Below are 21,560 nucleotides of genomic sequence, written 5' to 3' on the forward strand. Positions count from 1 at the left end.
CAGCCTAATTAGCAGCTACGTTTGGGAAAGCGAGAGGGTTTCAATTAATCCTCATAATCCCCCCCCAAGCGAACTCGGGGAGGATTGATCACATCCTGAACACACCAAAGCGTGGACGATCTGCGAACGGTGCTTCCAGAGTCGCGGCAAAGGCGAGGCCCAGCACATCCCTCGTCTGCGCAGGATCAATCACGCCGTCATCCCATAGACGCGCGGTGGCGTAATAGGGATTGCCTTCGTCTTCGTATTTCTGGCGGATCGGGGCTTTGAAAGCCTCCGCCTCTTCCTCACTCCAGCTATCCGCATCGCGGTGGACGGTCGCCAGTACGCTTGCGGCCTGCTCGCCGCCCATCACGCTGATCCGCGCATTGGGCCAAGTGAACAGGAAGCGCGGTGAGTATGCACGGCCCGCCATACCGTAATTGCCCGCGCCAAAGCTGCCGCCGATCACTACGGTGATTTTGGGCACTTGCGCCGTGGCAACCGCCGTCACCAGTTTGGCCCCATGCTTAGCAATACCCTCCGCCTCATATTTCCCCCCGACCATAAAGCCGGAGATATTTTGCAGGAATAGCAGAGGAATACCGCGCTGCGCCGCCAGTTCGATAAAGTGTGCGCCTTTTTGCGCGCTTTCGGAAAACAGCACGCCATTATTGGCGAGGATCGCCACCGGCATCCCCCAAATATGGGCGAAACCGCACACCAGAGTGCTACCATAATGCGCTTTGAATTCGTGAAATTCGGACCCGTCAACGATCCGCGCGATCACTTCCTTCACATCATAAGGCGCGCGGACATCGTCAGGGATAATGGAATAGAGTTCTTCTGCATCGAAATTCGGCGGGCGTGGGTCCTTGCGATCAACTTTCGCGCCTTCATTGTGGCCCAGGTGGCTGACAATATCGCGCACGATGGTTAGCGCGTGTTCGTCATTTTCGGCCAGATGATCAACCACGCCCGATTTCTTCGCGTGCAGATCGCCGCCGCCAAGGTCTTCAGCGCTAATTTCTTCGCCTGTTGCGGCTTTTACCAAAGGCGGACCGGCGAGGAAGATCGTGCCTTGCTCGCGGACGATCACCGTCTCGTCTGACATGGCAGGAACATAGGCCCCGCCCGCGGTGCAGCTGCCCATGACGCAGGCAATCTGCGCAATACCGCGCGCCGACATATTGGCTTGGTTGAAGAAGATACGGCCAAAGTGGTCGCGGTCGGGGAACACTTCGGCTTGGTGCGGCAAATTCGCGCCGCCGCTATCGACCAGATAGACGCAGGGAAGGTTGTTCTCCGCCGCGATTTCTTGCGCGCGCAGATGCTTCTTCACTGTCATCGGATAATAGGTGCCGCCCTTCACGGTGGCATCATTGCACACAATCATCGCCTGCCGTCCCGACACGCGGCCAATCCCGGCAATCATCCCGGCAGCGGCAATATCATCTTTGCCATACATGCCATTGGCCGCGAGCTGGCCGATCTCTAAGAATGGCGATCCGGGATCAAGCAAGCGTTCGACGCGGTCACGCGGCAGCAGCTTGCCCCGCGAAACTTGCCGCTCGCGGCTGCCTTCGCTGCCGCCCAGCGCAGCCTGCGCAACCTTGGCTCGCAATTCGTCATTGAGCGCCCGATTATGCGCCGCATTGGCTTTAGCCTCAGGGCTTTCGAGATCGAGCTTTGAGGTGAGGGTCGGTGCGGTCATCTATTCGTCTTCCATCCCTTTGACGATAATCGCCTCAGCAGTGCTACCGGCATCACGGTGCTTGCCGATCGCCTGATATTCTGGCGAGGTTAGCCACGCGAACAGTTTGGGCTTGTCCGGAAACTCAATCAATACCGACCGCGTCGCACTCCACTCTCCAGCAACCACTTGAGGTTCCTCATCAACGCTGAGCAATTTGCCTTCGAACTTTTCAAAAATACCGAAGAACTGCTCTTCATATTTGTCATATTCCGTCCGGTCATGAATGGTCATGCGGGAGATCATATAGACCGGCATCAACCCGCCGCCCCGATCAATTCGCGGCCGATCAGCATCCGGCGGATCTCATTCGTTCCTGCGCCGATATCGAGCAGTTTCGCATCGCGCAGATACCGCTCTACTGGCCAGTCTTTGGTGTAGCCAGCGCCGCCTAATGCTTGCACAGCCTCGGCTGCCACGCGGAAGGCATTTTCGCTCGATAGCAGGATAACGCCCGCCGCATCGAAGCGCGTCGTCTGGCCCGCATCGCACGCTTTGGCCACCGCGTAGGTATAGGCGCGTGCCGATTGCAGCGCGACATACATATCGGCCACTTTCGCCTGCATCAGCTGGAACGATCCGATCGGTTTGCCGAACTGCTTACGCTCGCGCAGATACGGAATAACCGTATCAAGACACGCCTGCATAATGCCAAGCTGAATACCCGACAGCACAACGCGCTCATAATCCAGCCCGCTCATCAGCACGCCGACACCGCCATGAACCGGGCCCATCACGTTTTCTTCGGGCACTTCGCAATCATCAAACACCAGCTCTGCCGTAGGCGAGCCGCGCATCCCCATCTTGTCGATTTTCTGCCCGATGCTGAAACCGGGCATGTCTTTCTCGATCAGGAAGGATGTGATGCCGCGCGATCCAGCCTCTGGTGCGGTTTTGGCATAGACCACCAGCGTATCGGCATAGGCCGCATTGGTGATCCAGAACTTGGTTCCGTTGAGAACGTATCCGCCCTGCACCGCGTCAGCCTTTAATTTCATCGACACGACATCGGACCCCGCGCTGGCTTCGCTCATCGCCAGAGAGCCGACATGCTCGCCGCTGATCAGCTTGGGCAGATATTTCGCCTTTTGCTCAGAGTTACCCCAAGCCTTGATCTGGTTGACGCACAAATTAGAATGCGCGCCGTAGGACAGCCCGACCGAGGCGCTCGCGCGGCTGACTTCCTCTACGGCGATAACGTGCTCAAGATAACCAAGCCCAAGCCCGCCATCTTCCTCCGGCACAGTCAAACCATGTAGGCCCAGCTCTCCCATTGGCTGCCAAAGTTCACGCGGGAACCAATCTTCGCGATCTGCCTTTTCTGCCAGCGGGGCAATCTGCTCATCCGCAAAACGAGCTGTGGTCTCGCGGATCATTTCGGCAGTTTCACCCAGCTGGAAATCGAAATCGGGGGTCGCGCGCATAGTTACTCCTGAAACTTGTTTATCGGCGCATAGCCGAGCCGCGCAAACGCCGCAAATATAGCAGGCGCCAATTACACTCTGCCGGATTATATATATCGGCGCCGACCCAGCTAAACCATTTGATGGACTGCACCTTTCCCCCTAAAGAGCCCCTGAACGCAATGCCTATCGAACAATTTGAACCCTGGCCTGATGCCGCCCCGCCCGCCCCGGACATGACCGTTGAAGCGAGGCGCAATGAAGTTTTGCTGGCCTATGATCTGGATCAGCTGGACGATGATCCTGAACTTTCCGCGATTTCAGCCTTTGCCGCACAATTGTGCAATGTACCCACTGCGATGGTCAGTCTTGTCGAAGAGGAGCGGCAGCGGTTTTTGACCAGGATCGGCATTGAAGAAACTGAAACCAAGCGCAGCACCAGCTTTTGCGCGCATGCCATGCTTGGCCATGATGTGATGCAAGTTACCGACGCCACCCAGGATGATCGCTTCGCCCATTATGCAGTCGTTACTGGGAAGCAGCATGTCCGGTTCTATGCCGGTCAGCCATTGATCAGCCATGATGGCGCGCCACTGGGCGCTCTGTGTGTGATCGACCAGACACCGCGTCCCGAAGGACTGACCGAGCTACAGATCAACGGACTTAAGGTGCTTGGTCAGGCGGTTATGCGCCGGCTACGGCACCGGCGGGAAATTTTGGCAGCCCATGCTGAATTTGAACTGGGCCGAAAACGTCTGCAGACTCTGGCTGACAGTATTCCCGATATGGCCTGGTCGGCTAAGGCAGATGGCACATTCGATTATTTCAATCGGCCCTGGTTTGAATTTACTGGTTTTGATGACAGCGTCATGATCAGCCAAGAATTTGAAAGCGTGTTTCATCCCGATGACCGCGCCGAGTGGTCCGCCGCATGGGATGCTGCACGGACTGAAGGGGTGACTTACGAAGCCGAGTTCCGGATGCTGCGACAAGACGGCGAATATCGCTGGATGCTGGCGCGCGGGCTTCCGGTTGACGGGCCAGATCGACGCCCGGCGCAGTGGTTTGGCACTCTGACCGATATTCACGACGCGCGGGTGCGCACAGAAGAGCAAGATCTGCTCACACGTGAATTGTCGCACCGGATCAAAAATATCTTCGCGGTAGTGGGCGGGCTGGTTGCGCTGAAAAGCCGCGATTATCCCGAAGCGGGTCCGTTTACTCAAGATATTACGAAAACGCTCCAAGCGCTTAACCGCGCGCACACTTATGTCACCGACCAACAGACAGCGGCAAATGAGACGTTGCAGGGCTTAATCGGGAAACTGATGGCCCCCTATGCCAACTTGCCTGGCACACAGCTTTCGATCACCGGTGATGATGCACCGGTAAGCGGGCGGTCCGCCACACCTTTGGCGCTGGTATTCCACGAACTGGCCACCAATTGCGCGAAATATGGGTCATTTTCGGTCGTTGATGGAGCGGTTGATATCACAGCGAAAGTCTCTGCCACTCACGTTACTATTATCTGGCAGGAACGCGGCGGCCCACCCCCGCCAGAAGAACGGGGAACCGGCTTCGGGTCACGCTTGGTTGAAAAAAGCGTAAATGGGCAATTGGCCGGCACGTTGGACCGGAACTTTGCCGCTACCGGCCTGATCGCCACTCTCTCGGTACCGCTGGCCTCGTTGTAGAAGCGCTTGTTAGAGGTTTGACGCAGACCGTGGGTGCCCTAGGGTACCACGGTGACGCACGCTGTACCCGCCATTTCTTTTCGCGAAACGACCAAGTGTTTCGGCCAAGTGACAGCTGTAGGCAATGTCTCCCTCGACATAGAGGATGGCAGCTTTGTCGCATTGGTTGGCGCATCCGGGTCGGGCAAATCAACTTTGATGAAGATGATCAATCGCTTGGTAGAGCCCGATAGCGGCTGCGTATTGATCGATGGACAGGACGTTCGCACGGTTTTTGCCCCGGAACTGCGCCGTACCATGGGTTATGTCTTCCAAGGCATTGGATTATTCCCGCATCTGACCGTGGCTGAAAATATAGCGATCGGGCCGCGCCTATCAGGGACACGCCTGCCAGTAGAACGCATCGCCGATCTACTGGACGGGGTGGAACTGGATAAAAGCTATGCCGCAAGGATGCCGCATGAATTGTCCGGCGGTCAACGGCAGCGGATTGGCGTGGCGCGGGCCTTGGCAGCTGATCCCAAATTGCTGCTGATGGATGAACCGTTTGGTGCCCTTGATCCGGTCACGCGCGACGCATTAGGAAAACGGGTACGTGCACTGCATGACCGACTAGCGCTAACAACAGTTATGGTCACGCATGATATGGCCGAAGCACTGCTGTTGGCAGATCGTGTTTTGGTGATGGAAGCAGGCACCATAGTTACCGACTGCACCCCGCGGGAATTGCTATCGGGCAAAGGCTGCACGACCGCTCAGGAATTGGTTGCAGTTCCGCGCGATCAGGCCAAAGCGTTGGCGGATCTGGCCTCATGAGCGATATCATGATTGCCCTATTCGGCTTGGGGGACAAGCTCGCTTCGCATGTGTTGCTGGCCGCAGCCGCGTTGGCCCTGGGCATTTCTGTTGCTCTGCCGCTGGCAGTCTGGGCCAGCCGTTCCCCGCCTGTGGCGAAAATCGTGCTGGGATTTGCCAGCTTGGTGCAAACGATCCCCGCGCTTGCATTGCTGGCTTTGTTCTTTCCAATCTTGCTGAGCCTGAGAGTCGTTTTTGGTGAAGGCTTGCCAACATTGGGCTTCTTACCAGCGCTGCTTGCCCTCGCATTATATGCTTTATTGCCAATTCTGCGTAACTCGGTGACCGCCCGCGAACATATGGCTGCTGGCGTGCTCGAAGCAGCAGACGGCGTGGGCATGACTGGCTGGCAGAAGCTCCGTCTGGTGGAGGCACCCTTGGCAGCGCCGTATATTATGGCTGGCATCCGGACTGCCGCTGTCTGGACGATTGGTGCTGCAACACTGTCTACGACAATCGGGCAACCCAGTTTGGGGGATGCAATTTTTGCGGGCCTGCAAACGCAAAACTGGGCGCTGGTTTTGGCCGGGTGTATCGCGTCCGCGGGGTTAGCGATTATCGCAGATACGCTGCTTGGCGCGGTGGAACGCGGTTTCGCAGAGCGGAAGAAATGGCTGATCTGGGGCGGTGCAGCGATTGCTGCCCTAGGAGTTATCACTGCGGCATGGTCGCTCCGCGACAGCAGCGATGAAGATCCAATTGTCATTGGTGCTAAGAGCTTCTCAGAACAATACATTCTAGCCCAGTTGGTCGGCAAACAGTTGGAGGATGCCGGTTACGCTGTAGAGTACCGCGACGGATTGGGGTCTGCTGTTGTCCACAATGCTTTGACCAGTAGCGAGATTGATATCTCTTTTGATTATACCGGGACGCTATGGACCAACCAGCTAAAGCGAAACGATAATCCGGGCCGCGAGGTCATTTATGATACGTTGGTGGAGTGGGAACGGGAAACTACTGGAACATTGGTTCTGGGAAAGCTGGGTTTTGAAAATGCCTACGCGCTAGCGATGCGGCAGGATCGGGCCGAAGAATTGGGCATCACCACCATTGCCGATCTGGCGCGCCGATCATCACAGCTAACCGTGGGCGGTGATGTCGAATTTTTCGACCGCCCGGAATGGATTGCGGTGCGCGATGCCTACGGACTAAACTTTGAACGGCAACGCAATTTCACCACGACTTTTATGTATGATGCGCTGACCGGCGGGGAAGCAGATGTTATTTCCGCCTACACGTCTGACGGACGAATTGTGGCTGACAAGCTGATGATTATCGAGGATACGAAGGGGGCCTTCCCGTCTTATGATGCCTTGCTGATGGTATCACCTGAAGCGGCACAGGATCAGAAATTGATCGATACACTTTCACCGTTAATCGGCGCGATCTCGGTCGATCAAATGCGTGAAGCCAATCTGGCAGTCGACCGGCTGGATGATAAACAATCGCCCCGTGATGCAGCAGCAGCCCTGGCGACGGCGATTGGGCTTTAGCTTTCTGGTACGACAGCAGAAAAAGCAGCGCCGCCAATCCATTTGGGGCCCGCGAGACCCATCACCTTAAACAATTTCCCCATTTGATCATCTGCCACCAATCGGTGAAGCGCCGCATCAATATCGGCTGCGTGTTGCGGTGCCCGCTGTGCCAGATGCTTCGCGCGTGTTTCAATACCAAGGCCGCGCAGCCAATCGCCTTGAGTGGCCGTGCCAATATGCCGGACCCCGCGTGACTTTGCGATTTGGGCCAATGTTCCAAAATCGACCAAGGCGGTGAGATCGGCGGTACCGGGCGCATCAAAAGGCGATACTTTTTCATGGCTTTGTACAGCTTGGAAGGTCGACCCGGCCTGCAATTCCGTATGGCCATAATCGATGAATAGCGCGGCACCGCCCTGCTGTTCCAACCGGCCCGCTACCTCAAATAATATCGCGGCGGCCGCCGGGCAGGTTTCCAGAATCGTACCCTCTGCCGCGTCCTTCCAGCCCGCCGGCACTGCTGCATCCATGGGCTGATCCCCAGCGACGAAGATGAAGTCATCACCGCCAAGACCGACCAACCGTTCCCGCCAGCCGCTGGCCATGCGGACCAATTGGCGGATCGGCAATGCATCAAGAAATTCATTGGCAACCAACAGCATTGGACCATCGGTGGGCAGAGACGAAAGGTCATCATGCCACAAAGCGCCCGGCACCGCCTTCAGCTGGATATCTTTCAGCGTGCCGGATGTTTCGATAAAATGTACTGCGGGTTCAAGGCCATAATTGCGCGCTGCCCTAAGCGCGTCCTGCGCAAGTGTACCGCGCCCCGGTCCCAATTCGACATAATATACCGGTTCTTCGCGGCCCGCATTGATCCACATATCCGCCAGCCACAAGCCGATTAGTTCACCGAACATCTGGCTGATTTCCGGGGCCGTGATGAAATCCCCCGAAACCCCGTCGCCCAGCCCAATAGGATCTTTAGCCGCGTAATAGCGCGCGTTGCTTTCGCCCATAAATTGGGCGAGCGACATCGGACCCGTATTCTGGATCAGTCGGCGGAAGATGCTTCCCAAATCGTCAGTCGGTTCCGAAATTGGCACAATAAAGCCGCTTTGCTGTTAGGCACCGCTGCCGCGCGGCGGCTTGCGCATAGACCATAGCACCAAGCCAATACCAACAATTATCATCGGTATCGACAGCCATTGCCCCATCGACAAGCCGGTCGATTGGGCAAATTCGGTCAAATGCGCATCAGGTTGACGGAAAAACTCGTTGATAAACCGGGCAAGACCCATCCCGAATGTGAAAGTGCCCACCAGCATACCTGTGCGGAACCGCGCGCCAGTGCGCCAGAATAAATAGAGCAATACCATCAACAGAAGCAGCCCTTCTAGGCCGGCTTGATAAAGCTGCGAGGGATGCCGTGCGATGTCCCCGCCATCCGGAAATACCATCGCCCACGCCACATTGGTTTCGCGGCCCCACAATTCGCCGTTCACAAAGTTGGCAAGACGGCCAAGGAGCATTCCCATTGGGACATTGACCGCGATGTAATCGCACACTCTCAAAAATTTCAGATCACCCTGACGGCAAACAAATGCGATAGCCACCAACACGCCAAGAACGCCGCCGTGGAAGCTCATTCCGCCGTCCCACAGGCGCAGCAATTCCCAAGACACGAAACCGTCGCCTTCAAATCCGACAAAAAGTTCCGGCTTGTAAAACAGCGCATAACCCAGCCTACCGCCGAGAATGACACCCAGAGTACAATAGAAAAACAGGTCGTCCACGTGCCGCTGGGCCATCGGCGCCCCGGGGGCTTTGATCATCTTGGAAACGTGCCAATAGGCAAAAAGAATTCCGCCCAGATACGCCAGCGAATACCAGCGCAGCAAAAAAAAGCCCAGATCGATGCCCGGTGTCAGGCCCAAATCAGCCCATTGGATCGGTGTAGCTGCCGCGGATACGGCCAATAGTGACAGCAAGTGCCTAACCCCTTAAGTACCTTGATGAAGGTCTAGATTCTGTGGGGAACAATTGAGTGAAATCGATCATTCCATGGGAGCTATTGGCATAGGCAGTCTTGGAGGGGAAGTCTGCTCTTCACTAAGTTTCACGTTTCAACGCCCGAGCAAACGGGCAGAACGTTATTGAGAGGATACTAAAAAAGATGCCCACACAGTTGGACACCACCCTTACCGCCATTATGGACACATTGGTTCAGCCAGGAATGCCGTTTGAAACTGTTCCGCACGAACAGTTTGGCCAGCAACTGCCAGCTTTTAAAAATGCACCCCCTAGCCTCGCCCATTATTTCGCACATTATTGCAACGAGCATAAAGACCTGACCTTCTTGGTCGATGGTGATCTGCGCCTGACTTTCGGTGAATGTTATGCCGCTGCGACCCACGTCGCTGCGGGCTTAGCGCAAACGCATGGGATCAAAAAAGGCGACCGGGTCGGCATAGCGGCTCGCAACTCTGCCAATTGGATCATCTCCTATATGGGTATCATCATGGCGGGCGGCTGTGCGACATTGCTCAACGGCTTCTCCATCGGTGAAGAACTTGCCGACGCCATCAATCTGGCAGAATGTACGGTGGTACTGGCGGATGAAGGCCGGGCAAAACGGATCGAAGGCAATGAACATTGTGCCAAGATCGTGCTGTTCGGTCATGATGGCGATCCATCAGAAGGGCTGGCCTCAACCTGGGCTGATGGTGATACCGCCATGGCAATGCTTGGCGAGTTGGGCCCTGATGATTTGGCGACCATTCTCTACACTTCCGGTTCAACCGGTGCTTCAAAAGGAGCATGGTCCGATCATCGCGGCGTAATGGCTGGAACCATGAGCTACATTGCGCAAAGCGCGATGGCCAAGATATTGCTCACCCAGCAAGGCAATGAACCTACAGAGCAACCCTGCGCGCTGATCGCCGTGCCACTGTTCCACGTAACCGGGGAAGTACCGTTATTCCTGCAAAGCTATGGCATCGCCCGTAAGCTGGTGATGATGCCGAAATGGGATGCGCTTGAGGCACTGCGCCTGATGGAAGCGGAGAAAGTCAGCTATTTCGTCGGAGTTCCGCTGATGAGCTACGAAATCGCCACTCACCCGGAACGCGGCAATTTCGATCTGACTGCTTGTAAGAGTTTCGCAGCAGGCGGCGCGCCGCGCCCGACAGATCACGTTACCAAGATTAAAGACGCCTTCCCCGAAGGATTCCCGCTGCTCGGTTACGGTTTGACAGAAACAAACGGTGTTGGTTGCGGCAACTTCAATGAAAACTATCTCGCCAAACCAGGCAGCACCGGCAAAGCCAGTCAGCCTATCGTAGAAATCGCCATTCTGGATGATGATGGCAATAAACTCCCGCAAGGGACCATGGGAGAAGTATGCTTCCGCACCGTGGCCAATTTCCGCGGCTATTGGAAAAATGATCAAGCAACCGAAGCTGCCTTCACCAAAGATGGCTTTTTCCGCACCGGCGACCTCGGATATCTCGACGAGGATGAGTATCTGTTTATCGTTGACCGCAAGAAAGACATCATCATTCGCGGCGGCGAGAACATCACCTGCATCGAAGTTGAGGCGGGTATCTACGGACATGAAGGCATCGCCGAATGTTCCGTGTTTGGTATACCGGACGAACGGATGGGTGAAGTCCCTGCCGCAGTGTACTACATGAAAGAAGGCCAATCGATGACACCGGGCGATGTCCGCGAATTTATGCTGACCAAGCTCGCCCCGTTCAAAGTGCCGCTCGTCGAGCATATTTGGCAATCAGATACAGCTTTGCCGCGACTAGGTACGCAAAAGATCGACAAGCGCACAGTTCGGACTATGTTTGCAGGCGATCTGATCGCGTAATGCAGAAGTAACTTAGCCGGAAAGAACAGCCTTGAACCAAGCAAAAATCCCCAAACAGCGCGCGATCATTGACAGACGCGCGCTGGCTGGGGAGATTTCCTCTCTGGTAGATGAATACGGTGAGAAAGCGCGTGGTGCAATTGTTGCCCTGTTGCGTGACGCGCTGGAGGCTGGCCGCGCAGAACTGGCCAAGCGCCTGGCAGAGAAGCCCGCTTCCGGGCACGAATGTTCAGGCGGCCAAGCGTTCCTCGTCGATCAGCTTGTAAGGCTGCTTTATGACCATGTGACACAGCATGTGTTCCCTTCTGCCAACCGATCGAAAAACGAGCGTATCGCGGTCATGGCTGTGGGCGGATATGGCCGTGCGGAAATGGCACCGCATTCGGACGTAGACATTGCCTTCCTCACCCCGGCCCGGCGAACACCGTGGTGCGAACAGGTGATCGAGGCGATGCTCTATTTCCTTTGGGATATGGGCCTTCAGGTTGGGCATTCGAGCCGTACACTGGATGAAATGGTGCGGATGGCCAAAGAAGACCTGACCATTCGGACCGCCTTATTGGAAGGCCGGTATTTGTGGGGTGACCGCGAGCTCTATGACGAGTCTGCCCGCCGTTTCTTCACCGAAGTCGTGCATGGAACCGAGCGCCAATATATATCGGAGAAGCTGGCCGAGAGAGATGCGAGGCACAAGCGGATGGGAGATAGCCGTTATGTGGTCGAACCCAATGTCAAAGACGGCAAAGGCGGCTTGCGCGATCTTCACACTCTCTATTGGATTGGCAAATATATTCACAAAGTCCGTAGCGCTGCCGACTTGATTGAAGTGGGTCTGTTGACCAAGCAGGAATATAAGTCATTCCGCCGCGCGGAGGCCTTTCTGCTCGCGGTGCGTTGTCACTTACATATCTTGACCGGACGGGCGGAAGACCGGCTTACATTCGACTTACAGCGCGAAATAGCGACGCGGATGAATTTCGCGGATCGGACCGGTAAAAGTTCGGTCGAACGCTTCATGCAGTTTTACTTCATACAAGCCAAACGCGTGGGCAGCCTTACCGGGATATTTCTTGCCCATATTGACGATCAATTTGCCAAAAAACGCAGCCGCAAAGGGTTCCTTGCGGCCTTCACTGCCAAAGCCAGAACGCATAAAGGTTACCAGGTGTTTGGCGGAAAGATCGGTGTGCCCGGCGATGATTGGTTCCGCGATGATCCCGTCCGTCTGATAGAAATCTTCCAAATCGCAGAGGAGGAGGGAATTGAGATCCATCCTGATACCATGCGGCAAATTGATCGCGACGCGGTGCATATTAAAGGGCCGATCCGCAAAGATCCCAGAGCCAACGCATTGTTCTTGCAATTACTCGCTGGAAGAAACGACCCCGAAACCGTTCTGCGATGGATGAATGAAGCCGGTGTTTTCGGGAAGTTCGTGCCTGATTTCGGCCGGGTAAACTCGCAAATGCAGTTCGATATGTATCATCACTATACGGTTGATGAGCATACAATCCGCGCGATCGGCCTGCTCAGCCGAATTGAAAAGGGTGAGCTCACAGATGATCACCCACGCGGTGCCAGATTAATCCACCGCGTTGCTTCCAGACGTGCCATTTATGTCGCTGTCCTGCTGCACGATATTGCCAAAGGCAGGGGCGGCGACCATTCCGTATTGGGCGAACAAGTCGCCTATGAATTGTGCCCGCGCTTCGGATTGACCAAGGGTGAAACAGCAATGGTCGCATGGCTTGTGCGTGCCCATTTGCTGATGAGCGCAACCGCCTTCAAACGGGATTTGGCCGATCCCAAAACGATCGAAGATTTTGTCGGGCAAGTCCAAAGCCAGGAACGCCTGCGTAATCTTATGCTTCTGACCGCCGTAGACATTCGCGCAGTTGGCCCTGGTACTTGGAATAGCTGGAAGGGGCAGTTGCTCGGCGAGCTATATGATGTGTCGCAAGAACGCTTGCGCCTCGGCCATGTCCGGCATGGCCGCAGCGAACGGATTGCTGCCACAAAAGCTCTGGTCCGTGAGCAGCTGGGCGACAGAGCCCATCTGATCGACGAGTATGGTGATATCTACACCGACTCTTATTGGCTGGCCGAAACTGATGATGTGATCGCCCGGAACATCGTCCAATATTCTGTAGCCCAGTCACTAGGCGAACAGCTATCCATCCACTGCGAGTATGAAGAAGAACGCGGCGCTACTCTGGTGAGCGTGATTGCCGCTGATCATCCCGGCCTATTCTACCGGATCGCTGGCGGCATCCATTTGGCCGGTGCGAACATCATTGACGCGCGTATTCACACTATGCGCAATGGCTGGGCAGTCGATAATTTCCTGATCCAAGACCCTGTCGGTGCACCGTTCTATGAAGCCAGTCAGCTGGAGCGGATCAAAACGGCAATCAGCGACGCATTGGCCAATCGCGTGGAATTGGCACCAAAGCTTGCAAAGCGGCCTTTGCCAATCAGCCGGTCTAAAGCTTTCAATATCCAGCCGCGTGTGATTTTTGATAATAGTGCATCGAACAGATTTACGGTGATCGAAGTCAATGCCCGTGATCGCCCAGCCTTGCTGAACCGGCTGGCCCGCGCTCTGTTTGAAAGTCAGCTAATCGTTCATTCTGCACATATCACTGCCTATGGCGAACGTGCTGCCGATACATTTTATGTGACCGACCTGATGGGCGAGAAGATATCCGCCACAGAGAGGTTGGAAAACATCGAAGCAGAACTGCTTGATGCGGCTAGCGATAGTCGTCAGGCAGAGCTGGAAAGCGCTTAGTCGGAACTGGATTGCGTTTTACACATTTGTGACTAAAGGGACGCGCGGAATCAACTCCGGTTACCCCCTTTAGGAGAGACAATCTTGAAAACCACACCATCGAAGGGCACGCTTGCGTTGCTCGGCGCAGGCATGATCATGGCCCCCCAGATCGCCTATGCGCAAGATACCGCCACACCCCAAGACGACGCAGCTGAGAGCACAAGCGCCTTGGATAGCCTCGACATTATCGTTGTGACCGGCACCAAGTCCCGCAATGCTGAAGATGTGCAAGATGTGCCGCTGGCAGTAACTGCATTTAACGCAGCAAGCCTCGATGCGCTCAAAGTTCGCGACGTGGAAAGCCTGTCTTACTCGGCACCAAACGTATCGCTCGACCAGATCGGTACATCACGCGGCACCGCCAACTTCTCTATTCGCGGCCTGGGCATCAACAGCTCGATCCCGTCAATTGATCCTACTGTTGGTGTATTTGTCGATGGTGTTTACCTCGGCTTTAATGGCGGCGTTGTGTTCGACCTGTTCGATCTCGACAGCGTTGAAATTCTGCGCGGCCCGCAAGGCGTCTTGTTCGGCCGCAACGTCACCGGCGGTGCAGTGCTGATCAACACCGGCAATCCCACCGAAGAATTTCAGGGCAAATTCCGCGCGGCTGTTGACGGCCCGTTCGTGGATGACGGCCGTGGCGGCGCAAACTACACTGTCAGCGGTGTAGTTTCGGGCCCGATCATTGAAGACACGCTGCTGTTCAAAGTTGGCGCGTATTACAACAATGACGATGGCTATTTCACCAACCTGTTTGATGGCGAGAATTTCGGCGCTGCCGAAACCAAGATTTTCCGCGGTGCCTTGGAAGGGCGCTTCGGTGACCTCACTATTACAGGTAAACTTGATTATTTCGAAAGCGACGGCGACGGACCAGCTGGTCAAAACCGCGGTCAGTTTGACCGGGAAAGCTTCGATTTCTCAATCAACAATCGCGGCGGCTATGCCAATGAAATCTGGACCGGTAGCATCACGACCGAACTGGATATCGGCCCTGGTACATTGACCAACGTGTTCGGATATCGCGATTATGCGGCTACGACAGACGCTGATATCGACTCCCTTCCGGTAACCATTTTCCATTCCAACACGGAAACCGAGCAGGATCAGATTTCGAACGAGCTGCGCTATGCAATGGACTTCGACAACGTCCAGCTGACAGTCGGCGGCTTCTTCTTCGATCAGTCGATCGCCTATACAGAAAACCGCCTCATCCCATCCGCACCGGCGACCTTCTGGGGCGGCGGCCAGCAGGATCACCAAGTGTTGGGCGCTTTTGCATCGGGTCAGTTCAACCTGACTGACGCATTGAGCGTAATTGCCGGTATCCGGTGGAGCCGGGAAGAAAAAGATGCAGGCGTCACTTATGTACGCCCGCGCCCCGCGTGTTCGGTTATACAAGGGACCTGCCCAACGTCCGGCACGAACCCGTTCATCGCTGGGGAAAGTAACGGCTTTACCGACAGCGAAAGCTGGTCAAACTGGTCGCCTAAACTGGGCCTCCAATACGAGTTTGACGATGGTCAGATCTACTCGCACTGGACCCGCGGATACCGTTCCGGCGGCTATAACTTCCGTATCACGAACGTCGCTTTGTTTGAAAATGTCGTTTTGCCCGCCACCGGCGGCAACTTCGCATTCGATGAAGAGAAGGTCGATAACTACGAAATCGGCGGTAAGTACCAGACATTTGACGGTGCGTTCACTATCAACGCGGCTGCCTACGTGACCAAGATCAACGATATGCAGCGTGAAGTGAACCAAAGCTCTATCCCTGAAGGCGTCTCTCAGTTCATTTTGAACACTGCCGATGCGACGATCTTTGGCTTCGAAGCAGAAGCACGGATGCGCGTCTCGGACGGTTTGCTGTTCACCGCCAATATCGGGATTATCGATGCCAATTATGACGAAGTCCGGTTCGATATCTCCAGCGACGGCATGATCGACGCGGCAGATGAAGCGCTGTCATTGCCACGCGTACCGCCTGTCACTTGGGGCGTCGGCGCAATTCACGAATTGGATCTTGGCAACAGCTCCGTCGTGAGCCGCGTCAACCTGCAATATCGTGACGAGTTCGCCTACACCGACAACAATTTCGGTTTCGTTCAGGACCGGACTCAGCTCGATCTGAACGTGACGTGGAATACACCCGTCGAAGGTTTGGCATTCTCTATCTACGGTAAGAACATGCTCGACCAAGTTACCGTTGGCGGTGATACCCAGCTTCCATTCGGAACAGGGGCATTCTCCAACGGTGTAAACCGGCCATTCGACCCTTCACCAGCTGCGGGCACCTTCTCGCCGCTGAGCAAAGGCCGTCAGGTTGGCGCGGAAGTGACTTTCGAGTTCTAATCTGCGGATCATTAAAACAGATAAGGGGCGCCTACGGGTGCCCCTTTTTTGTTGGTGCTCAATCTTCCGCAGTTAGCAATAACAAGGCGATTTTCCGGTCATCGAACCCCACAAAAGCCCATTCAAAAGTAGCCGCGGAAATGGGATTCCAGCCAATATCCAGCCGGTTGGTTAAGATGGTACGATAAGATGGATTAAAGCTTGAGCTAAAATCGGCGTAGCACTGCGAAGCGCGGCTTTCGCCTAACCACTCGGTCGATGAGAATACCATATTGTTACACAGCGCATCGCAAAATGCAGCCCGTGCAGAACGTGGCGCCGCTTTGTCAGCAGTATCGTCGAGCATTTCCCAATTCATACCGATTGGAGAGAGGCCGAGTGACTCAACAAGCGTGTCTGCCAGTTCCGTATGATTGCTTAACGCACTACCCAACATACGCGCTTCGAACAGTACTGTAGCCTGGCTTTCCAGCGGTTCGCGCCAGACTGCGATAAACTGGCTCAGCCTATCAAGCTCGGCACTCACCCGCCCACCGGCTTCCGCGCGCCAAACAGAGCGGTACCAACCCGAATATGCGTTGCACCCTGCATAATCGCGGTATCATAATCACCGCTCATACCCATACTCCTGCCGGGCAAACCGTGATCACGTGCAAGCTTATCCATAAAGGCAAAAAACGGAGCCGGTTCGATGTCGGATGGAGGAATACACATTAAGCCCGCAATGGGAATCTCCGCATCGCGGACCTGAACGATAAAGGCTGGCAGCTCAGAAATCGCGCATCCGCCCTTCTGCTCTTCATCGCCAATGTTCACCTGAATGAAGCAGGGGACGCGGCGTCCCGCTTTGTCCATTGCCTTGCGAAGAGCCTTCAGCAGGCTGGGCCGGTCAAGCGAATGGATATAATCGAACAGAGCAACTGCCTCTTCCGCTTTGTTGGATTGCAATTGCCCGATCAAATGTAATTCTACATCCGGATAGCTATCGCGTAACTCAGGCCACTTGCCCTCTGCCTCCTGCACGCGGTTTTCACCGAAAACACGCTGGCCTTGTTCCAATAACGGCAAGATACTGTCTGCCGGATGGGTCTTGCTCACAGCGATCAGCGTGATGTCTTCTGCTTCACGGCGCGCGATCTTGGCCACTTTTGCCAGCTTGGCGCGCACGGTTTCCAACGGAGTATCGTCAAGGGAAGCTGTATTGTCCATAATGCTCCGCTATAACGCGGCTATGGCGCAAGACCAGACCCTCACTTTCAAAGACGGCAGGACTATGCCCAAGCTTTGGCTACTCAGCGATGCACGCAACGATGCGTGGCTGGCGGACAGCCTGAAAGCGCTGCCCCGCGGATCGGGATTTGTGTTTCGCCATTATCATCTGTCCGATATCGATAGGCGCAAACGGTTTGACAGCTTGGCAGCCCTCGCCCGCAGATATGGGCACATCGTCATCTTGTCGGATAGCCCCGTCGCCACACGCAAATGGGGGGCCGATGGCCTTTACGGCCCAGCCGAAAAAATGCCGCGCGACGATGCGTTGATAAAGCTCGCGACAGCCCACAATGCCAAGGAAATTATCGCGGCAGATCGGGCGGGCGCAGATGCCATTGTCCTGTCTCCAGTATTCCCGACCCGGTCGCACCCTGATACGCAGGTGCTGGGTCCGGTTCGGTTTCGGATGTTGACCCGAAAAACCGAGACGCCGGTAATAGCATTGGGCGGTATGACCCCGCTAACGGCGCGAAGGCTTGGTTGGCCCAACTGGGCAGCGATAGACGGACTCGTTTCAACGCAGGATTCTTGACGGGTGAGTCCGGCAAGGTCCATGATGCATGATTGATCGAAGATAGGGGTTCATTATGGCCAGCCGCGCGGTTCGCAAGGCAACACACACTGATTGGAGAGCAGCCTTTCGCCGCTCTTTCAGGCGGGCTGCCCAAATGGCGGGTGCCGTCATACTGTTTGGGGCAATGCTGTTCCTCGGTCTGGCGCTGTTCAGCTACACCCAATCTGATCCCAGTTCATCGACAGCTGCTGCCACCACAGATGTAAGCAATTACATGGGCGTAGGCGGCGCATGGACGGCAGACTTCGTTCTATTGATCTTCGGCTGGCCCGCGATCCTGTTGCTGCCATTGCTGTATATATTCGCACGAAAATTATGGCGTGATGTCGAGGAAGAAGACATCGATACCGATACACGCTGGTGGCGACCGGTCGGTATGTTGCTGCTGGCAATGGCTCTGCTGGGCACAGTACTGTCCCTATGGTTTGGCGGGCCGGGCGGCACCTTACCCGCCTCTCTAGGCGGGATGACTGGCCTGCTGGGCGCTGGGGCGGTCACTGCAATCGCTGGCCAATTCCCGGAAGGGGTTGGTGGCTGGATCAGCGTCGCACTGGGTGTGGCCAGTCTGATTGGCGGCGGTGTGCTGGTAACGCGCGTGTTTGCTATTGATTGGGTATCGCTGCTCACTTTGCCGATATTCTTAAAGCGGGCACCAAGTATCGCGATGCCGGAGGTTGCGGCACCATTATTGCCAAAACGCAAACCCAAGGCGATCAGTTCTGACACGCCGGCTTCCGAAGCGATTATCGAGCAGTCCGAACGCCGGGCACCAACAATCACCGATCCCAGTAGGCCTCCGAAAAAGGCACCGCTGGCAAAAGCCAAACAGCGCGATATGTTTGCGGATTACGAGCTGCCCAGCCTCGATCTGTTGGAAGAACCACCCGAAGACAATGCGCCCAAGCTCGATAAGCTAGCGCTGGAGCGCAATGCGCGCTTGTTGGAAACTGTGCTGGATGACTTCAACGTCAAAGGCGAAATCACTGCGGTACGGACCGGCCCAGTTGTTACAATGTACGAATTGGAGCCAGCACCCGGCATCAAGTCTGCCCGCGTCGTCGGTTTGGCCGAAGATATTGCACGCAATATGTCTGCCATCAGCGCCCGCGTGTCACCAATTCCCGGCAAGACAGTCATGGGTATCGAACTGCCTAATACCCACCGGCAAATGGTTGTTCTGAAAGAACTGGCTGCGTGCGAGGATTTCGTCGATTCCAAAGGGTCTTTGCCGATTATCCTTGGTAAAGACATTGCCGGTGAGCCGATCGTCGCAGATCTTGCCGCCATGCCGCACTTGCTGGTCGCGGGTACAACCGGATCGGGTAAATCGGTTGGCCTCAACTGTATTCTACTCAGCCTGCTCTATCGCTTCACGCCTGCTGAATGTCGTCTGATCCTGATCGACCCCAAGGTGCTCGAGCTCAAAACCTACGATGATATTCCCCACCTGCTGTCTCCCGTGGTTACGGAGCCGCACAAATCTGTGCGCGCCCTAAAATGGGCGGTCGAGGAGATGGAACGCCGCTACCGGATGATGTCGAGCGTCAGTTCGCGCAATATTGCCGGGTTTAACGAGAAAGTCCGTAATTCTATTGCCAAGGGCAAGCCCCTTGGCCGCCGTGTGCAAACCGGTTTTGATCCTGAGACAGGCGAAGAGCTGTATGAGGAAGAGCAGCTTGATTACGAACCATTGCCGCAGATCGTTCTGATTGTTGATGAATTGGCCGATTTGATGGTCACCGTCGGCAAAGAGATTGAGGTGCTGATCCAGCGTCTCAGTCAGAAATCCCGTGCTGCGGGGATCCATTTGATCATGGCAACCCAGCGCCCGTCCGTCGATGTCATTACCGGCGTTATCAAGGCCAACCTGCCGACCCGGATTAGCTTCAAGGTGACCAGCCGGATCGACAGCCGGACCATTTTGGGCGAGCAGGGCAGCGAACAACTGCTGGGTAAAGGCGATATGCTATATAAGCCGAATAGCGGCGCGATGGTCCGCGTCCATTGTCCTTTCGTTTCTGATGAAGAAGTTGAAAGCGTGGCTGATCATTGGCGCACGCAGGGCAAGCCTGAATATGTCGACGCCGTAACCGAAGAGCCGGAAGAAGGCGGCGGCTTCGCGTATGAAGATGATGTGACCGCGAGTGACGATCCGGCTGAACGGAAATACCGGCAGGCTTGCCAAGCTGTGTTCGAAGCGCAGAAAGCCTCCGGCAGCTGGCTCCAACGGCAAATGGGCGTTGGTTACAACACCGCCGCTAAATGGATTGAACGGATGGAGAGCGAAGGGCTAGTCGGCCCAGCCAACCATGTTGGTCGCCGGGAGATTTTCCGCGATCAAGATGGCAACCCGCTTTAAAAATCCAACCCAAGCACAAAAAAGCCGCCCTTTGCTGAATGCATAAGGGCGGCTTTTCTATTCTAGTAAACCGAAGTTACTTCAGCTCGTCACCCGTCATTGGTGTCAGGTCGGTAACCTTCGCGAGGTTGGCAGCGCGAACATCATCGGGGGATGCCACCAGGCCGATTTTCGCAAGCGGGCCGTCAGCATCCCAGCTCTTTGCCCATTCGGCCATATATTCTTTCAGACCCGGGATCGCATCGACATGCGCCTTCTTAACATACATGAAGAGCGGGCGGGCACCGGGATAAGCGAAGCTGGAAATGTTCTCGTAGGTTGGCTCTGAACCGTTCATCGGCAGACCCTGAACCTTGTCAGCATTCTCTTCGAGATAGGAATAGCCGAACACACCAATGGATTTATTGTTGTTGCTGATCTTTTGGACGATCAGATTGTCTTGCTCACCCTGATCAACATATTTCCCGTCGCTGCGCACTTCGGTGCAAACTTGGTCATATTTGTCTTCGTCAGTTTCTTTAAGCGCTTTCATATCGGCATTGGCTTTACAACCAGCCTCCAGAACCAGTTCTTTGAGCGCATCACGGGTGCCAGAGCTGGATGGCGGACCATATACCAGGATTGGCTCGCTCGGCAGCGACGGGTCAACGTCGGACCAAAGCTGGGTTGTTTGCTCGCCGCCATATGGGGCTGCAGCCAGCGCTCGATAGACGATTTCCGGTGTTAGGTTCATCATGATGCCGCCTTGCGCAGAGGCGAAAGCAATACCATCAAGACCAACCTGAACTTCGATGATGTCAGTCACGCCATTCTCTTGGCATGTTGCAAATTCGGAAGCCTTCATCCGGCGCGAGGCGTTGGTGATGTCAGGCGTTTGCGCACCAACACCGTTACAGAACAGCTGGAAACCGCCACCGCTGCCAGTTGATTCGATCAACGGAGCAGTCATACCGGGATTGGAGATTGCGGCGTTTTCCGCAACAGTCTTAGCAAATGGAAATACAGTAGAAGAGCCCACTACGCGGACTGAATCGCGGCTGTCGCCGCCAGCGCCGCCGCAAGCGGCCAAGGTAAGAGCGGATGCTGCAATAAGCGCAGATTTCATAGATAGACGCATGATTTTTGATCCCT

General features: G+C 55.4%; 16 protein-coding genes. 8 read left to right on the forward strand and 8 right to left on the reverse strand.

Features of this window, described 5'->3' with window-relative positions; genetic code table 11:
• Positions 1-88: 88 nt before the first annotated feature.
• The 3 genes from HKD42_RS10100 to HKD42_RS10110 are packed head-to-tail and all read right to left on the reverse strand — an operon-like array spanning position 89 to position 3,156.
• Positions 89-1,693, reverse strand: coding sequence for a carboxyl transferase domain-containing protein (locus HKD42_RS10100; protein WP_170012997.1), 1,605 nt, complete (start codon positions 1,691-1,693; stop codon positions 89-91).
• On the reverse strand, positions 1,694-1,990 hold the full coding sequence (locus tag HKD42_RS10105; RefSeq protein ID WP_170012999.1) for a DUF1330 domain-containing protein: 297 nt from the start codon (positions 1,988-1,990) through the stop codon (positions 1,694-1,696).
• On the reverse strand, positions 1,990-3,156 hold the full coding sequence (locus HKD42_RS10110) for an isovaleryl-CoA dehydrogenase (RefSeq protein WP_170013001.1): 1,167 nt from the start codon (positions 3,154-3,156) through the stop codon (positions 1,990-1,992). The genes HKD42_RS10105 and HKD42_RS10110 overlap by 1 nt, the downstream gene beginning before the upstream one ends.
• A gap of 161 nt (positions 3,157-3,317) precedes the next feature.
• Here HKD42_RS10110 and HKD42_RS10115 point away from each other — a divergent pair, with 161 nt between their 5' ends.
• From HKD42_RS10115 to HKD42_RS10125, 3 genes are read left to right on the forward strand one after another with little or no spacing between them, the layout of a single operon-like run.
• Complete coding sequence (locus HKD42_RS10115) at positions 3,318-4,829, forward strand: PAS domain S-box protein (protein WP_170013003.1); 1,512 nt, start codon at positions 3,318-3,320, stop codon at positions 4,827-4,829.
• Between the two features lie 51 nt (positions 4,830-4,880).
• Positions 4,881-5,645, forward strand: a complete 765-nt coding sequence (locus HKD42_RS10120; RefSeq protein WP_425500381.1) for an ATP-binding cassette domain-containing protein — start codon at positions 4,881-4,883, stop codon at positions 5,643-5,645.
• Complete coding sequence (locus HKD42_RS10125; protein ID WP_170013005.1) at positions 5,642-7,177, forward strand: ABC transporter permease/substrate-binding protein; 1,536 nt, start codon at positions 5,642-5,644, stop codon at positions 7,175-7,177. Before HKD42_RS10120 ends, HKD42_RS10125 begins: the two co-directional genes overlap by 4 nt.
• Here the strand turns inward: HKD42_RS10125 and HKD42_RS10130 are convergent.
• Together HKD42_RS10130 and lgt are read right to left on the reverse strand one after the other, a co-directional pair.
• Positions 7,174-8,265: a class I SAM-dependent methyltransferase gene (locus HKD42_RS10130; protein WP_425500382.1), complete on the reverse strand. Its 1,092-nt coding sequence runs from the start codon at positions 8,263-8,265 to the stop codon at positions 7,174-7,176. The genes HKD42_RS10125 and HKD42_RS10130 overlap by 4 nt on opposite strands.
• A gap of 18 nt (positions 8,266-8,283) precedes the next feature.
• Positions 8,284-9,150, reverse strand: coding sequence for a prolipoprotein diacylglyceryl transferase (lgt, locus tag HKD42_RS10135; RefSeq protein ID WP_170013006.1), 867 nt, complete (start codon positions 9,148-9,150; stop codon positions 8,284-8,286).
• 185 nt (positions 9,151-9,335) lie between these two features.
• Between lgt and HKD42_RS10140 the strand changes: the two genes are divergently transcribed.
• The 3 genes from HKD42_RS10140 to HKD42_RS10150 all read left to right on the forward strand — a co-directional run bounded on the left by HKD42_RS10140 (position 9,336) and on the right by HKD42_RS10150 (position 16,224).
• Positions 9,336-11,036: a class I adenylate-forming enzyme family protein gene (locus HKD42_RS10140; protein WP_170013007.1), complete on the forward strand. Its 1,701-nt coding sequence runs from the start codon at positions 9,336-9,338 to the stop codon at positions 11,034-11,036.
• Positions 11,037-11,067: 31 nt separating this feature from the next.
• A complete protein-coding gene (locus tag HKD42_RS10145; RefSeq protein WP_170013009.1) occupies positions 11,068-13,827 on the forward strand; it encodes a [protein-PII] uridylyltransferase in 2,760 nt (919 codons plus the stop codon).
• A gap of 84 nt (positions 13,828-13,911) precedes the next feature.
• Positions 13,912-16,224: a TonB-dependent receptor gene (locus tag HKD42_RS10150; RefSeq protein ID WP_246236960.1), complete on the forward strand. Its 2,313-nt coding sequence runs from the start codon at positions 13,912-13,914 to the stop codon at positions 16,222-16,224.
• Positions 16,225-16,282: 58 nt separating this feature from the next.
• Here the strand turns inward: HKD42_RS10150 and HKD42_RS10155 are convergent, their stop codons facing one another.
• On the reverse strand, positions 16,283-16,750 hold the full coding sequence (locus HKD42_RS10155) for a hypothetical protein (RefSeq protein WP_170013011.1): 468 nt from the start codon (positions 16,748-16,750) through the stop codon (positions 16,283-16,285).
• Positions 16,747-17,433: a YggS family pyridoxal phosphate-dependent enzyme gene (locus HKD42_RS10160; RefSeq protein ID WP_170013013.1), complete on the reverse strand. Its 687-nt coding sequence runs from the start codon at positions 17,431-17,433 to the stop codon at positions 16,747-16,749. Before HKD42_RS10160 ends, HKD42_RS10155 begins: the two co-directional genes overlap by 4 nt.
• A 1-nt stretch (position 17,434) precedes the next feature.
• On the opposite strand from HKD42_RS10160, the gene HKD42_RS10165 reads away from it, so the two are divergent.
• Together HKD42_RS10165 and HKD42_RS10170 are read left to right on the forward strand one after the other, a co-directional pair.
• Positions 17,435-18,028 (forward strand): thiamine phosphate synthase, encoded by a 594-nt coding sequence (locus HKD42_RS10165; RefSeq protein WP_246236962.1) that lies wholly within the window; start codon positions 17,435-17,437, stop codon positions 18,026-18,028.
• A 55-nt stretch (positions 18,029-18,083) separates the two neighbouring features.
• Positions 18,084-20,429 carry a DNA translocase FtsK gene (locus HKD42_RS10170; RefSeq protein WP_170013015.1) on the forward strand — a complete coding sequence of 782 codons (2,346 nt, stop codon included), beginning with the start codon at positions 18,084-18,086 and terminating at the stop codon, positions 20,427-20,429.
• 76 nt (positions 20,430-20,505) lie between these two features.
• On the opposite strand, the gene HKD42_RS10175 is transcribed toward HKD42_RS10170, so the two are convergent.
• Positions 20,506-21,546 carry a substrate-binding domain-containing protein gene (locus HKD42_RS10175; RefSeq protein WP_170013017.1) on the reverse strand — a complete coding sequence of 347 codons (1,041 nt, stop codon included), beginning with the start codon at positions 21,544-21,546 and terminating at the stop codon, positions 20,506-20,508.
• Between the last annotated feature and the right edge of the window lie 14 nt (positions 21,547-21,560).

The sequence above is a fragment of the Pontixanthobacter rizhaonensis genome (genome assembly GCF_012972675.1).
Lineage (GTDB): Bacteria > Pseudomonadota > Alphaproteobacteria > Sphingomonadales > Sphingomonadaceae > Pontixanthobacter > Pontixanthobacter rizhaonensis.

Bases quoted from the DNA above. Each gene is read 5' to 3' on its own strand.
- HKD42_RS10100 (WP_170012997.1), bottom strand. From the start codon at position 1,693: ATGACCGCACCGACCCTCACCTCAAAGCTCGATCTCGAAAGCCCTGAG.
- HKD42_RS10105 (WP_170012999.1), bottom strand. From the start codon at position 1,990: ATGCCGGTCTATATGATCTCCCGCATGACCATTCATGACCGGACGGAA.
- HKD42_RS10110 (WP_170013001.1), bottom strand. From the start codon at position 3,156: ATGCGCGCGACCCCCGATTTCGATTTCCAGCTGGGTGAAACTGCCGAA.
- HKD42_RS10115 (WP_170013003.1), top strand. From the start codon at position 3,318: ATGCCTATCGAACAATTTGAACCCTGGCCTGATGCCGCCCCGCCCGCC.
- HKD42_RS10125 (WP_170013005.1), top strand. From the start codon at position 5,642: ATGAGCGATATCATGATTGCCCTATTCGGCTTGGGGGACAAGCTCGCT.
- HKD42_RS10140 (WP_170013007.1), top strand. From the start codon at position 9,336: ATGCCCACACAGTTGGACACCACCCTTACCGCCATTATGGACACATTG.
- HKD42_RS10160 (WP_170013013.1), bottom strand. From the start codon at position 17,433: ATGGACAATACAGCTTCCCTTGACGATACTCCGTTGGAAACCGTGCGC.
- HKD42_RS10165 (WP_246236962.1), top strand. From the start codon at position 17,435: ATGCTCCGCTATAACGCGGCTATGGCGCAAGACCAGACCCTCACTTTC.
- HKD42_RS10170 (WP_170013015.1), top strand. From the start codon at position 18,084: ATGGCCAGCCGCGCGGTTCGCAAGGCAACACACACTGATTGGAGAGCA.
- HKD42_RS10175 (WP_170013017.1), bottom strand. From the start codon at position 21,546: ATGCGTCTATCTATGAAATCTGCGCTTATTGCAGCATCCGCTCTTACC.